Source organism: Chryseobacterium lactis (assembly GCF_003815875.1).
Taxonomy (GTDB): domain Bacteria; phylum Bacteroidota; class Bacteroidia; order Flavobacteriales; family Weeksellaceae; genus Chryseobacterium; species Chryseobacterium lactis.
In genome coordinates this window covers 1261161-1278395 of sequence record NZ_CP033924.1, presented here as the reverse complement: position 1 = coordinate 1278395, position 17235 = coordinate 1261161, and the positions used below count along the sequence as shown (strand labels likewise).

1 protein-coding gene (cut by a window edge) is annotated in these 17235 nt (G+C 38.2%); it reads right to left on the bottom strand.

Annotated elements, in window-relative coordinates:
- Nucleotides 1-17235 carry the 5' end (the start) of a non-ribosomal peptide synthase/polyketide synthase gene (locus EG342_RS05475; RefSeq protein WP_123868036.1) on the bottom strand. The gene continues 25743 nt to the left of window position 1, outside the view, so the window shows 17235 of its 42978 coding nt (coding positions 1-17235); it begins with the start codon at nt 17233-17235; its stop codon lies off the left edge, out of view.

The following is a 17235-nucleotide window of genomic DNA, read 5'->3' as shown; positions in this document are numbered from 1 at the left end:
AAGTCTTTCCTGAGCGAAAGATAACCGCTGCTCTTCCTGAGATTGTATTGCTACCGGTGCAATGATTATCTGTTCGCTATCATTAACCTGATCTTCTAAAATATGCGAAAGTAAAGCAATTGTTTTATGGTTGAATATTTTAGCAACTTCTATCTGAAGATCTAAAGCCTGCCTGATCTTACTGATCAGTTTTATAGCCATAATACTGTTTCCTCCCAGCCTGAAAAAGTCATCATGAATACTGATGCTTTCTGCATTTACTCCTAATACTTCAGCATATATCTGACAAAGCTTTTCCTGAAGTTCCGTTTCCGGAGCAGAATATTCTTTATTTCCTGTAAAATCAGGTTCAGGTAAAGCTCTTCGATCCAATTTACCATTGATCGTCAATGGTAAAGTCGTTAAATGAACGAATGCTCCCAGAAGCATATATTCCGGAAGAGAGACTGATAAATGTTCTGAAAGTAATGCTGGTTCAATTTCTTTATCAGAAACATAATAGCCTGCCAGATAGTTTAATCCCGCATTATTTTCTTTTACCAATACTGCTACCTGACGAACATCGGGATAGCTTAACAAGGTATTTTCAATCTCTCCTAATTCGATACGATGACCCCTGATTTTTACCTGGAAGTCGTTTCTTCCAACATATTCCAGCTCGCCATTTGATAGCCAGCGTACTAAATCTCCGGTTTTGTATAATCTTCCGTTTTCACCTTTTGCCTTTTGAAAAGCGGTTTGAAACGGGTTACTGATGAAACGTTCTTCCGTTAACTCAGGACGGTTCAGATAGCCTCTTGCGATACCTGCTCCTCCAATATAAAGTTCACCAATTGCTCCCGCAGGTGCCAGTCGGAACTGATTGTCAAGAACATATACATTTGTATTCACAATAGGAGCTCCGATATTCAACGGATTATCATTTTCTTTGTAATGATGTAGCGTAGAGCAAACCGTTGCTTCGGTCGGACCATATTCATTGACAAAAATGATATCATGAACAGTCTTGTTTAAAGCAGGGAAAGCTTCTCCTCCGGCAAAAATCAGTTTCAAACTTGTTCCTCCTTCTACAACTTCTCTTAACAGAACCGGAGGAATAAAGGAAACTTCAATATTGTTTTCTTTAATATATTGATTAAGTTCATTCACTGATGTTCTGATTTCATTGCTGTATAGCCACAAAGTATTCCCATTACAAAGTGCAGGGAAGGCTTCATATACAAAAGCATCAAATACATAGTTTGAATAGCATCCTACTTCGTTGTATTCTTGAAGTCGGTGAGCATTAATCATTGATCCAATGAGATTTATAACTCCCGAATGTTCTATCATTACTCCTTTTGGCAACCCGGTTGTTCCGCTGGTGTAAATGACGTAGGCAAGGTTTTGTGAATTAATCTGAATATCAGGATTCTGAGAAGATATTATTTCAAGTTCTGCTTTAAGATTAATATCCTCTAAAGAAAGAACCTCAACATCTATATCTTTTAATTGTTCAATGGCGCTTTGATTCCCGATGACAAATCTTGCATTGGTGTCTTTAAGAATATGTTTCATTCTGTCCGTGGGATAGGATGGATCCATCGGAACGTAAGCTGCCCCTGATTTCAAGACAGCAAGTATTGCAATCAGTATGTTTTCTGAACGATCCAGGCATAACGGAGCCAGGTCATCTGGTTGCAGATTATATTTTTCACCCAAATAATTGGCGAGGCGATTGGCTCTTTCGTTCAATTCAAAATAGGAAAGTTGAACACCCTGATATACTAAAGCAGTTTGGTTAGGAGTCATTTTCACCTGATTTTCAAATAATTGATGAATGGTAATATCTTTTGAATATTCCTGGTGAGTATTATTCCAGCCTTCTGTTACTTTTTTGTACTGATCCTGCGGAATAAGGCTTAATTCGGAAAGCTTGATGTCTTTTTGCTCTGCTATTTGAATCAACAAAAACTCATAAGAACGGATCATGTTATGAATCGTCTCTTTTGAGAAGATCCCTTTAGCATAATTAAACATTCCATGGATATTGTCTCCTCCATCATCAATCATTGTCGTCAGATCAAATTTGGCAACCTGATAATCGATCTCCCCTTCATAAGGATAGAACAATTTTCCGTGATCATTTTTCAATGTTTCATTACCAAAATTCTGAAGTCCAAACATCACCTGAAACACAGGATGTCTTGAGGTATCCTGTTCAATACCAAGTTCTTCTACCAGTTTTTCAAATGGGAGATCCTGATGAGACTGTGCTTCTGTCACTGATTTTGAAACCTGAAGGAGAAAATCCTTAAGATTTTGATCGGGATCAAGCTTCTCTCTTAGCGCAAGCGTATTCACAAAAAAGCCGATCATATCTTCCAGGCCGGCATGGTGTCGGTTGGCAATCGGACTTCCGATTACGATATCATCCTGTCCGGAATAAGCAGAAAGCATCAGGTAATATCCACTGAGCAGGACACTATAAAGACTTATTCCCAATTCTTTAGAGAGTGCTCTCAATTGTTCTCCTGCTTCAGTATTCAAACTGAAATAAATATTTTCTCCTTCATAAGAAATCTGAGAAGGTCTTCTGAAGTCTGTCGGGAGATCCAGATTCTCAAAATCATGGAGTTGATCTTTCCAATAATCAATTTGTTTATTGAGGCGATCACCGGTAAGGTAATCTCGTTGCCAAAGCGCAAAATCTTTATATTGAATCTGTAAGTCAACAAGTTCGAAAGCCTGATCTTTATTGAGAATAGCCTCATAAAACATTTGCAATTCTCTGAGGAATACCTCTGTGGACCATCCATCAAAAGCAATATGGTGAATAACCACGGAAAGATAGTGTCGGGTATTGAATTTGAAAATGTTGACTGCTATCGGAATTTCTTCATCCAGACGGAAGGTTTTGTTGACCGATTTGTCAATTTTTTCCTCTAAATCTTCTCTGGTGCCAGCTTCCGTCACTTTAAACTCTGGAAGAAGATCTGTAACAAGCTGATATCCTACTCCATCTTCAGTAATTTTAATCATAGAACGCAACACTTCATGACGTTTGATCACCTTTTCAAAAGCCTGATATAATGCTGAAATATCTATCTTTTCCTCAAGAACCAATGTTATCGGAATGTTGTAAGCATTACTTCCTCCTTCATATGTTTCCAGAAACCACAGCCTTTCCTGTGCAAAGGATAATCTTTGGTCTTCCGGAAAATTGACTTTTACGGGACTAATGATTGTATCTTCTCCAGTATGGAATTCATCGGTCAAAATTTGAGAAAGAGAGGCAATTGTTTTATGACTAAAAATGGCAGCCACTTCTACTCTGATATCCAGAATCTTTTTAATTCTGCTCATCAGTTTTATAGCCATGATGCTGTTTCCTCCCAGTGTAAAGAAGTCATCATGAATTCCTATACTTGCTGAATCCAGTCCAAGAATTCCGGCATAGACTTCACTAAGTGCTTTCTGAAGATCATTTTCAGGAGCAATATAATTTGTGCTTCCTGTAAATGTTGGCTCAGGCAGGCTTTTTCGGTCCAGTTTTCCATTAATGGTTAATGGAAGTGAGGTTAAATGTACAAATACGGAAGGTATCATATACTCTGCCAACGTCTCTGATAAAAATGATGTAAGCTGCCCGGAATCTATAGAGGAATCTGAAACATAATACCCGGCAAGATATTTTAACCCGGACTTATTTTCTTTGGCCAGTACTGCTACTTGCCTCACTTCAGGAAACTTTTGCATCCTGTTCTCAATTTCTCCTAATTCTATTCTATAACCACGGATCTTTACCTGGAAGTCATTTCTTCCAATATATTCCAGGTCACCTGAGGTCAGATATCGTACTAAATCTCCGGTTTTATATATTCGCCCGTTTTCTCCTTTTTCTTTCTGATCTTCTGTTTGAAACGGGTTTTCCAGGAAGCGTTCTGTAGTCAGTTCAGGGCGGTTCAGATATCCCCTGGCCACGCCTGTTCCGCCGATATATAATTCTCCTATAGCTCCTACAGGTACTGGACGATGATGATTATCCAATACATAAACACTTGTATTGCTGATTGGGCGCCCAATCGTATTAACCTCAATATTGGTATTCACAATTGAGGTAACGGTCGTTTCTGTTGGTCCGTAAGAATTAATAAGTTTAAAGCTTCCGTTCTTTAGTTTATGATGCAGATCGGCTGGCAGTGCTTCTCCTCCTGAGTTTAAAATACGTAGACTTTTAACCTGAGTAATATCTATACTCTGCAATACTGATGGAGTAAGGTGGATATAAGAAACTTTATTTTCTGAAAGGGTATTTACAAAATCTTCTTCATTTACTATTTTTTGATTTTCTATCAGCACTAATTTGTTTCCGTTTAATAAGGCTAACAGAATCTGTTCTACCGAGGCATCAAAAACGTAATTGGCAAACTGAAGGATAACGTCTGTCCTATTTAAACCATAACGCGGATAAAGATCCTGCATTAGGTTGATTGCCCCTTTATGTTCTATCATTACTCCTTTAGGAAGCCCCGTCGTTCCACTGGTATAGATTACATACGCCAGATTTTCCTGAGTAGCAGCAGTAACAGGATTGTTTGCACTTGCCTCTGAAAGAATAGCTTTAAAAGATCGGTTATCCAGAGATATTGTTTCGGCTTGTCCCGATGTAACGGCAACTATTATTTCCTGGGTACTTTCCTGATGGAGAACAACTTTGGGGTTCGTATCTTCCAACACATGTTTTATTCTTTCTATAGGATAAGATGGGTCTATCGGTACATAAGCAGCACCTGCTTTTAATATTGCCAGTATTGCAATGATTATCTGTTCTGAACGTTCCAGACATAAAGGAATCAGGTCATCAGGTTGAATACCATATGTTTCGAGAAGATGATTGGCCAAACGACTAGCCTGTTCATTCAATTCTTTGTAGGATAAATGAATATCCTGATAGGTAACAGCAATCTGGTCCGGTGTTTTTAAAACCTGATCTTCAAACAATCCATGGATGGTGTGATTGGGGAAAATTTCATTCCAGGTAGTATTCTGATTTTCAGCAATCTTTTTATATTTCTCTGTTGTAAGAAGGGAAAGATGTTCGGATGTTATATTTTGATTATCAAGCAATTGATCAAGGATGAATTCCATCCCTTCTACAACCTGATTTATCATTTCGTTTTCAAAAAGATGCCCTTCGTAGTTTAGGGTTAATGAGATTTCATTTCCTCGTTCATAAGCTACTATTCCGAGTGGATAATCCAGTTTTTCTACTGAGTGTCTGAATACGAACGCGAGTTCGTTATCATTGCTGCTTTTTGGTACAGGATAATTTTCATACACAAACAGACTGCTGAAGACTCGGCGTCCATCGTGATGAAGCTCTGCCAGATTAATATCACTGTGGGTATTCAGATCACTGATTCTGTTCTGGACTTCCCTGATATGTTCAACCACCTTTCCTTCCTGATGAGTAACAATCAATGGTAAAGTATTGATATATAATCCTGCTGATGATTCGATCCCGTCTATTGGTAAATTTCGCCCCGATACCGTTGTTCCAACTATCGTCGTATTTAATCCGCTGTACGTTCTTAATTGCTGATGCCAAAGGTATTGTAATACAGCGTTGATGGTGAGCCCATTTGTTTTGGTAAAATCTTTCAGCAACTGGTATCGATCACCATTTATCATCAATTTTTGAGACCTGTGATCCTGAATATGGCGGTAGGTTCCTAAATCAATCTGTCTCTGACTTTCCTTCATTAATCCGCTTACATCTTCCTGATCTTCAAGCAAATTCATATAAGAATTCCAGAAGCTGCGTGCACTTTCTTTATGATCCTGAAGGTATTTCTGAGTATTAATATAGGCAATGTCCGGTACCAAGGAAATTTCTTCGCCTTTAACCAAACTCAGATAATTATTGTGAATACTGTTAAGAATGACAGGCATACTCCAGCCATCCAATATTGCATGATGGTTACTGAATAAACAGGTAAAATGGTTTTTTGAGCGTTTGAACAGATATACTCTGAAAAGATCTCCTTTAGAAAGATCATAGGCTTCAAATCGATCATTCTGAGTAACATCTTTAACCAACGCACCCTGAGCATCTTCACTTAAATCACTTATATCTTCATACCGCCAGTCAACATTTCCTTTTTTATTGATTACCTGAACAATTTCTCCACTCCAGTCAAACCTCATCCTCAACGTAGGATAATTTGTCTGGGTAATTTCCCATGATTTTTTAAGTTTTGCTTCGTCTATTTCAGAAAGATAATCCCAGATAAGCTGAACTCTGTAGGCATCATCTTTTTCTCCCTGATTCAGAGCGTGATAAACAAAGCCTTCCTGTAAGCTGTTGGCAAGATATATTCCGTCTATTTCTTCTGATTTCTGAATACCCGTTAACTGCTCTTTATCAACAATATATTCTACATCGGAAGGAGTAAGATAAGTTCGCTTTTCCGAGGAAAGGATCTCAGCAATATTTTCAAGATTGGTTTTAAACCTTTCGGATAGAAACCTGATCTTTTCCTCAGATAAATATCCTGCTACTTCAAAGGTTAACCGACCGTCTATAACCGCTCCGTTGATGCTGATATAATGACTGTTTCTGTTGTTATTTCCTATGGATACACCACTGTCTTCTGCTGTGATATGCCAGCTTTTATGATCCGAATCCTGATCCAGCTGCCCTAAATAATTGAAACTGATCTTTGGCAATTCACGATCAGAATAACCCATCAGACTTCCATAACCGATTCCGTTATTAGGAATACTTCTTAATGTTTCTTTGGTTAAAACTATCGTATCTTTTAGATCATTCCCATTTTTCAGAAGTAAAGGATACATCGTCGTGAACCAACCTATAGTTTGGGTAATATCAACATTATCAAATATTTGCTCACGACCATGCCCTTCCAATATCACAGAGTGATTTTCTTCTCCTGTCAACTCGGAAAGAGAAAGTGCGAGTGCAGCAAGTAATACATCATTAATCTGTGTGTGATACACATGATGCGTCTTTCTGATCAAAGATTCGGTAATGTCCTTACTTACGATCAGACTTTCATGATGCTGGCTCTGAGTTAAGAAACCATCAAGGGAGTTGTTACCCGATTCTACCATATCTGCGGCTGTATTCCAGTATGATAATTCCTGTAATCTGGACTCCGTATCATCAGATTTATATGCTTTTACAGCATTAACCCACTGTCGATAACTGGTTCCTTTTGTATGGGAAACAATTGCTTGTTTCTCTCCTTTTTCAAGAGATTGATAAATATTTTTAATATCTTCTGTAATAATTCTCCAGCTCACCGCATCAATAATCAAATGGTGAAAAGCGAAGTAAATCCTTGCACTACCATCCTCATAACCATCAATATAACCTATCTGATATAACGAACCTTTTTCAATATCAAATCCGGATTGCCATTCTGTAAAGATTGTAGATAAGCCATCTTTATCCAGACCTGAAGCATTGAGATACTTGATCTTTGAAATGTTTGAAGTATTTCCATAGGTTTGAATATATATTTCGTCATTTTTTTCATATCTAAATCTGAGCGCATCATGCCTTTCTATCAGATATTGTATAGATTCTTCCAGCAATTCTTTGTCAAGCTTAGGAACATGAATCAAAAAAGCCTGATTCCAATGATTGAAATCTATCAGATTGGTGGATTCTTTCTCACTGAAAAACCATTCCTGAACAGGCAGCAGAGGTACATTCCCTTCCAATACGCCTTGTTCTGATACTATTTCGGATGCTTCGCTCTGTTCTTTTTCCTCAATCAATATAGATAAAGAAGCTGCAGTTCGGGCTGCGAAAACATCTTTTACACTTACTCTTGTATTCAGTTGCTGCCTGATTCTTCCAACCAGCTGGATGCTGATAATACTATCTCCTCCCAATCTGAAGAAATCATCATGAATCCCGATACTTTCTACCTGAATACCGAGAACATCTGCATAAATCTGGCATAATCTGGTCTGGAGACCCGTTTCCGGAGCAGTATAATTTTTATTCCCTGTAAATTCGGGTTCAGGTAATTGCTTTCTGTCCAGTTTTCCATTGATAGTCAACGGTAAAGTCTTCATATGAACAAAAACACCTGGTATCATATATTCCGGCAAGGAATCCGATATGTAATCAGAAAGCAGATTGGAATCTATTTCCTGATCTGATACATAATATCCGGCAAGATATTTCAAGCCGCTCTTATTTTCTTTTGCTAAAACAACAGCCTGGCGAACGCCGTGATACCCTAATAATGTATTTTCAATTTCTCCTAATTCAATTCTATAACCACGGATTTTTACCTGGAAATCGTTTCTTCCCATGTACTCAAGCTCACCATAAGATAACCAGCGTACCAAATCTCCTGTTTTGTACAATCTTATATTTTCGCCTTTTCTTTTTTCTTCTAAAGTCTGGAAAGGATTGGCAATGAATCGTTCGGCAGTAAGTTCGGGACGGTTCAGATATCCTCTGGCAATTCCGGCTCCTCCGATATATAGTTCACCTATTCCTCCGACTGGAACCGGTCGTAATTGCCCATCCAACACATAAGAGGTCATATTGCCGATCGGGCCGCCAATATTTAATGGATTATTGTCATCTTTGTAGTAGTGAAACGTTGAACATACGGTTCCCTCACTAGGCCCGTAAGCATTAATAACATCTACGCCTTCAGACTGATAAAGCGCCATCAGTTGTGGATTGGTAATGTCTCCGGCCACTATAAGCTTTTTTAAAGGCAAAATATAGTCCCTAGTAAGAAGTACAGGTGGTATGGTTGCTGTATAAATCTTATTTTCACTGATATACTGTTGCAATTCGACAATATCGGTTTGCTTTTCTTTATCCAGCAGATAAATGCAGTGGCCCTGGGTGATGACCGGATATAGCTCCGCAACATGGGCATCAAAGACATAATTGGAGTACCATAAGCAGTTTTTAGGCGTAGATTCTCCAAAGACAAGATCCAGATTTATAGCGAACTGTGCGATCAGATTAGATACACCTTTATGCTCAACCATGACTCCTTTCGGGATTCCTGTTGTTCCACTTGTGTAGATGACGTAAGCTAAATTTTCAGGACCAGTAGCCGTTTTAGGATTATTTGAATCCGTCAATTCAAGTTGTGCTTTACAATAAACCTCATCCAAAGAAATAATGTCTGTATTCAGTCCTTCTAGTTTTCCTTTTGTAGATTCCTGCCCTATCGCAAGTTTTGCCTGCGTATCGTGAAGAATATGTTTTATTCTGTCTGAAGGATATGAAGGGTCAATCGGTACATAAGCAGCTCCTGATTTCAGGACTCCCAATAGGGCAATGAGCATGTTCTCAGAGCGTTCCAGACATACAGGAATTATCTCATCAGACTGAATGTCATAAGTTCTGATAAGATAATGGGCAAATCGATTGGATCTTTCATTCAACTCTTTATAAGACAGCTTAGTATCATCATATACCATAGCAATACGATCAGGAGTCTTTGCGGCCTGCTCTTCAAAAAGTCGGTGAATGGTCTTATCTGAAGAATACTCAGAGACCGTATTATTCCAGTCTTCTGCTATTTTTTGTTGATCAGTTTCTTTCAAAAGATTGAATTCGCTGATTTTAAACGATTTATATTTTTCAATACTTATGGCTGCCATTTGTTCCAGCATCAGAACATAAGTATCTTTCATTCTTAAAATGGTATCCTCACTAAAAAGAGAAACAGCATAATTGAACATTCCTTTAATGGTATCTCCACCGTCATCAATCATCGTGGTCAGATCAAATTTGGCTGCCTGATAATCAGTTTCGCCATCAAAAAGAGAGAATAATGATCCGGCATTACTTTCCCTTCCAAAACTTTGAACTCCAAACATTACCTGAAACACCGGATGACGGGACGTATCCTGTTCTACTCCCAATTCTTCAACCAATTTTTCAAAAGGAAGATCCTGATGTGATTGTGCTTCTGCTAGTGACTCTGATATCTGAAAAATAAAATCTTTAAGATTCTGCTCAGGACGGATATTTCCCCGTAAAGCCAATGTGTTAACAAAAAAGCCTATAATGTCTTCAAGACCTGCATGATGACGGTTTGAAATCGGACTTCCAAGTATAATATCTTCCTGTCCTGAATAGCCAGATAGCATAAGATAATAGCCGCCCAGCATCACGCTGTATAAGCTGACACCAAGGTCTCTCGAAATTTTTCTCAATCCTGAAGCTACTTCATCTGACAGACTAAAATAAATAGCTGCTCCTTCATAAGAAATAGTCGCCGGACGTTTAAAATCCAATGGTAAGTTGAGGGCTTCAAAATCGTTTAGCAGATCTTTCCAATACGTAATTTGCTGATCAAGTATTTCTCCTGTCAGGTAGTTTCTCTGCCAAAGAGCGAAGTCTTTATACTGGATTTTAAGCTCAGGAAGCTGATGCCTTTCATTTTTAATCAAAGCATCATAAACCGTCTGTACCTCTTTTAATAAAATATCTATCGACCAGCCGTCAAAAGCAATATGATGAACGACAACTGAAAGATAATGCAGATCGTTCAGCTTTAATAAAGTAATCTCCAAAGGAAGCTCCTCTTCAAGGCGGAAAACCTTGTGCGCACAAGCACTGATTGCATTGTACAGTTCTTCTTTGGTATTTACTTCTACCATTTTAAATTCCGGAACAAGCTCGCTGACGATTTGATATCCTACTCCTTGTTCTGTTGTTTTGATCACAGAACGAAGCACTTCATGACGTATGATAACGGTCTCCAGAGACTTTTGAAGTACATCCAATTGCACATTTTCATCCAGATTGAATAGCATCGGAATATTGTAAGCATTACTTCCCCCCTCATAAGCCTCTATAAACCAAATTCTTTCCTGTGCGAAAGACAAACGTTGCTCTTCAACTGAAGAAACCTCAATCGGTTCTATTACAATATTCTGATCATCTTTATACCCGGTTTCCAGGAAAGTGGATAAGGAAGCTATAGTCTTGTAGGTGAAAACAGTGCTTACCTGAATATGCCTATCCAGGATATTTTTAATTTTACTGATCAGTTTGATTGCCATAATGCTATTGCCTCCCAGCCTGAAGAAATCGTCATGGATACTGATAGTCCCGGAATCCAGTCCTACCACTTCACTGTAGATGTGACAAAGTTTTTCCTGAAGTGTATTTTGTGGGGCTGTATATTCTCTGATTCCGGTAAATTCCGGCTCCGGAAGAGCTTTTCTGTCGAGTTTTCCGTTAATCGTTAACGGAATATTTTCAAGCTGCACAAATACAGCCGGAATCATATAATCCGGTACAACTTTGGCCAGGAATGCAGAGAGATTTTCTTCACTTATCGTTGTATCAGATACATAATATCCGACAAGAAATTTCATTCCTGCTTTGTTTTCTTTAGCAAGTACAACCGCTTGTTGTATTGCAATATGCTGCTGCAATTTATTTTCTATTTCACCTAATTCAATGCGGTAGCCTCTGATTTTAACCTGAAAATCATTCCTGCCTATATATTCGATATTTCCATCCGGAAGGAGGCGAACAAGATCACCGGTTTTGTACAGCTTGCTATTTATTCCTCTCATTCCCTGTATTGCAGATTGAAAAGGATTTGCAATGAAACGTTCGGCAGTAAGTTCCGGTTGATTTAAATATCCCCTCGCAATTCCGTTTCCTCCAAGATAAAGTTCCCCCATTGCTCCAACAGGAACCGGACGATGGCTGCTATCCAACACATAAGCAGAAGTATTCCCTATGGGACGGCCAATCAGATGTACATCACCGTGTTCCACTTTTTTATAGGTTGCATAAATGGTAGCTTCTGTAGGTCCGTAAAGGTTGTAAAGGGATGTATATTCCGACCAGTATTTTCCGGTTTCAAAATCACAAGGTTCTCCGGCATATAAGATTCCTTTGAGCGCAGGATATTCTATTCGCGGCAGAACAGAAAGCATTACCGGCGGCAGATAGGTATACGCAATATTATGTTTTAAAAGGTAATGGCTTATAGAATCTGCATCTTTTTTAATGCTTTCTTCCAGAAGGTGCAGCTCATTTCCGTACAACAACGCATTGAAAAATTCTGATACAGATACATCAAATACATAAGAGGTATAAGCGGTTATCTTTTCTCCTTCACTAAACCCATAGGCCACTCTGATCTGGGAAATGACATTGACTACATTTTTATGTTCTATCATAACCCCTTTAGGCATACCGGTCGTCCCACTGGTATAGATGACGTAGGCAAGGTTATTGGAAGTAACCGTTGTAGTTGGATCATGAGAATCTTCCTTTTCAAGAATTGTTCTGAATGACAAATCATTTAAAGAAATAATATCTACATTTTCTTGTGAAATATCATCTATCAAAGTCTCTCCTGTGATGACTATTTTTGCATTAGTATCATTCAAAATATGACTTATTCTTTCTGCAGGATATGATGGATCCATTGGAACATAGGCTGCTCCTGCTTTCAAAACGGCCAGGATGGCAATAAGCATATTTTCTGAACGATCGAGACATAAAGGAACCAGGTCATCAGGCTGAAGATGATATTTTCTGATCAGATAATTTGCAAGACGATTGGCTCTTTCATTCAATTCGTTATAAGAAAGCCTGGTATTCTGATAGACCAACGCTGTAGCATCAGGAGACTTTGTTACCCGATTTTCAAACAATTGATGAATGGTAAATCCTTCAGGATATGAAGATTCATTTTGATTCCAATTCTCAGTTATCTTTTTATAGTCTTCTTCTTCTAAAAAACGAAGAGTATTAATCTTAGTATTTTTTGAAACTCCAATTTCAACGAACTGCTTCAGAATGAGCAGATACGTCTCTTTCATCCTCAAAATGGTCTCAAAACTGAAAAGAGAAACGGCATAATTAAAGATTCCCCGAACTTTTTCCCCATGATCATCGATTATCATGGTCAGATCAAACTTTGCTGATTTATAATCTATATCTCCGTCAAAAGGAAGAAGGATTGCTTTATCATTTTTGGAATGTATTTCTGCTTCAAAACTTTGAATTCCAAACATAACCTGGAATACAGGATGTCTTGATGTATCTTGTTCAACTCCCAGTCCTTCCACTAATTTTTCAAAAGGAAGATCCTGATGAGACTGAGCTTCCGTCACCGACTGTGATACTTGGAGAATAAAGTCTTTTATGTCTTGCTCCGGATGTATTTGTTCTCTTAAAGCTAAGGTGTTGACAAAGAAACCGATCATATTTTCAAGGCCGGCGTGGTGTCTGTTGGCAACCGGACTTCCAACCACAATATCGTCCTGGCCTGAGTAGGCAGACAGCATCAGGTAATACCCGCTCAGCATGATGCTGTACAGGCTTATTTCAAGATCTTTAGAAAGCTTTTTTAAATCCGAAGCGAGAACTGAAGGCACCTCAAAATAGGTTGTAGCCCCCGCATAGGAAATATGGGTAGGTCTCTTACAATCTAAAGGAAGATCCAGCGTATGAGAACCTTCGAGCTTACTTTTCCAATACAATATTTGCTGATCAAGAATCTCCCCGGAAAGATAATCTCGCTGCCATAATGCAAAGTCTTTATACTGAAACGCCTGCTCCGGGAGTTCAATATTTCTTCCTTCTTCAAGAGCCTGATAAATTGTATTAAATTCTTTAATGAAGACTTCTGTAGACCATCCGTCAAAAGCAATATGATGAATCACCACCGACAAATAGTATTGATCTTCCCATTGTATAACATTGACATGTATCGGAAGTTCCTCATTTAAACTGAAGATTTTACCGGCTGCCTGATCCGTTACCTGTTCAAGCTCTTCCCTGGAATTGGCATGAATACAATGAATATGAAGTTTCTGATCTGTAACAACCTGATATCCTACTCCTTCCTCAGTGGTAAGAATAATACTTCGCAATACTTCATGACGTTGCATTAGTTTTTCAAACACATTTTGAAGAAGATCTAATGAAAGCTGTCTTCTGAGTTTAAAAATCATGGGAATATTATAAGCGCTGCTACCTCCTTCGTAAGATTCTATAAACCAAAGCCTTTCCTGTGCAAATGACAAACGCTGTTCTTCCGGAGAAGATACTTTTACAGCATGCAATAGAGCTTCCTCGGATAACTTGTCTTCATCAAGTACATCAGACAATGACTCAACTGTTTTGTGAGCAAATACCATCGTTATATTTACCTGTATTCCTAGCTCTTGTTTAATCTTACTGATCAACTTAATAGCCATGATACTATTTCCTCCTAACCGGAAGAAATCATCATGAATCCCAATGGCAGACGGATCAAGTCCCAGAATTTCTCCGTAAATCCTGCAGAGTTTCTGCTGCTGGTCGTTCTCTGGTCCTGTGTATTTTCTATTTTCAGTGAATTCCGGTTCAGGAAGCTGGTTTCTGTCCAACTTCCCATTTATTGTCAGTGGCAAGGCAGTTAAATGTACAAAAGCTCCCGGCAGCATATATTCAGGTAAAGCTTCAGACAGATAATCTGTTAACTTTTCAGCTTCTATCTTTTCTTCAGCAACATAATAACCTGCCAGATATTTCATCCCGGCAGCATTCTCTTTGGCGAGAACTACAGATTGTTTCACTTTCGGAAACTGTGAAAGTCTGTTTTCAATCTCTCCCAGCTCTATTCTATACCCCCGTATTTTTACCTGGAAATCATTTCTTCCGAAATATTCTATGTTTCCATCCGAAAGCCACCGTACCAGGTCTCCGGTTCTATATAGCCGGCCATTCTCTCCTTTTTCTTTCTGCTCATTCGTTTGAAAAGGATTGTCAATAAAGCGTTCTCTGGTAAGTTCGGGAAGGTTCAAATATCCTCTGGCAATACCTGTACCTCCCAAATAAAGCTCTCCTACCGCTCCAACAGGTAGTAAACGATGTGAAGCATCCAATACGTAAGCAGAACTGTTTTCGACAGGACGACCAATTAAGTGAACATCTCCCCGGTCTATCTTTTTGTATGTGGCATAGATCGTGGCTTCAGTAGGGCCATACAGATTATATACTATTTTATTTTCCGACCAGTATTTTCCGGTTTCATAATCACAAGGCTCTCCGGCATAGAGAAGTCCTTTCAACAAAGGATAATCTACACGTGGCAAAACAGATAATATCACCGGCGGAAGATAGGCATAAGCAATCTCATTGATTAACAAATATTTGCTTATTGCCTCAGCATCTCTTTTTGTAACCTCATCTAAAAGGTGAAGCTCATTTCCGTACAATAACGTGTTAAAAAACTCTGATACTGATACATCAAAAACATAGGAAGTAAAAGCAGTAATCCTTTCACCTTCCGAAAAACCATAAGCTTCCCTTACCTTATCCAGTACACTTACAACACTTTTATGCTCTACCATTACTCCTTTTGGGAGTCCTGTCGTTCCACTGGTATAAATGACATAAGCCAAATGGGTTGGGTTGGTTTCAGTAGAAGGGTTGGTTGATTCCTGTTGTTTTAAAACTTCACAGAATCTCAGTCCATTTAAAGAAACCGGCTCTACAGAAAGTTGATTCAGTTTTTCTATTGTATTTTCTTCTGCGAGTACCACCTTAGCTCCGGTATCCTGAATAATATGTTCTATTCTATTTGCAGGATAAGAAGGATCCATCGGAACGTAAGCTGCTCCGGATTTTAAGACTCCTAAAATCGCGATCAGCATATTTTCTGACCGGTCGAGATACAATGGAACTAAATCATCCGGTTGCAACCCATGGGTTTTAATTAAATAATTTGCTAAGCGGTTTGAACGCTCATTAAGCTCTTTATAGGTTAATTTAACATCCTTATAAACCAAAGCAATAGCTTCTGGTGTTCTTACAACTTGTTCTTCAAAAAGTTTATGAAGAGTTTTTATGGACTGATCATTTAATCCAATTGAATTCCAGGCATTTACTATAACATCATGGGTGTCTTGAGTCAAAAGTTCATATTGAGTGATCAATTTATCTGAATTCCCTTTCAACAGATCTTCCAGAACCTCAATGAATACTCTTTTGTACATATTGGCAAAATTGAAAACCAACTCCTGATCAAGTTCATCATTTTTGAACTTAATTCTATAGTTGAGTTGTTCATTCTTTATTTCCTGTTCAAACAATAATTTCCCGACCAGATCAACATTCAGTTCTTTGTTAATTGTACAATGATTGATTCCTTCATACTGAATTGCCCCGTCTTTAAGGTTGGTTTGAATAAATGCAAGTTCGAAAACATTCAATCCCGGAGTATATCTGATTAAATCTCCAATGGGAAGATATTTTGCTTTATTAACTTTGGATTCCTGAAGGTGAGCTATATTCTCGTTAATAATATCTTCAAGCTTCGTATCTGCGGTAAATCTATATACTTTTAAGATCGTATTGACATGGGAGCCAAAAATAAAATCTTTACCTTCCTTAATTCCGATTGGATAGCTAATTGCTAAATCATCAATCCCTGTAATTCTATGCAATATTATCGCAAATACCAGTTTTCCAAAGGTGTAAGGCGTGAGCTGAAAACTCTGATTTAGTTGTTTTAATTTCTCAAATACCAGGTCAGAAAAGGTAAACCGAAACTCAGATATTGATGGGATATTACTATCATTGGGTTTGAAGTGAGAAGACTTACCACCTTTTAAAAAATTCAGATCAATATTTTCAACACCCTGCATATAATCACTCCAGAAATTTTTCATCTCTGTTCCATGATGATGTAAAGTAGCATCCAGACTTTCGCTTAGTTTTTCGTGTAATTGCTTTTGTTCCGTAAGATCAAACCTGTTTTTATAATTCGGGTCATTATAATACAGACTTAATTCTTCGCACATCTGATCAATGCTTAATCCGTCCAAAAGAATATGAGGAATAATATAAATAATCCTATGATCTCCGTTATTTTGTTTAATCGCATAAAACTTTGCAAGCAGTTCTTTTTCAAGGTCACAAGGTTGTAAGGCAATCTTTAATACTTCTTCGTCACTTGGTTCCTGAGCAATGAAATTCAGTATTTGAGCATCTTTGGAAAGCAATGGTCTGTGTCTCCAAAACAAATCTCCTGATTCATTTACAACATTACTGTTTACGAGTAAATTATTGTTTACAAATCTGACTAAACTCTCGTTCAATCTTTGAATATTCAGATGCCCTGACATGGACTGATCAAAAATAATGTTGTAGTCACTTCTGGATGGATGCAGTATCCATTCATGATAAAATGTTGATTGGTATGGTGTTAGCTTCAT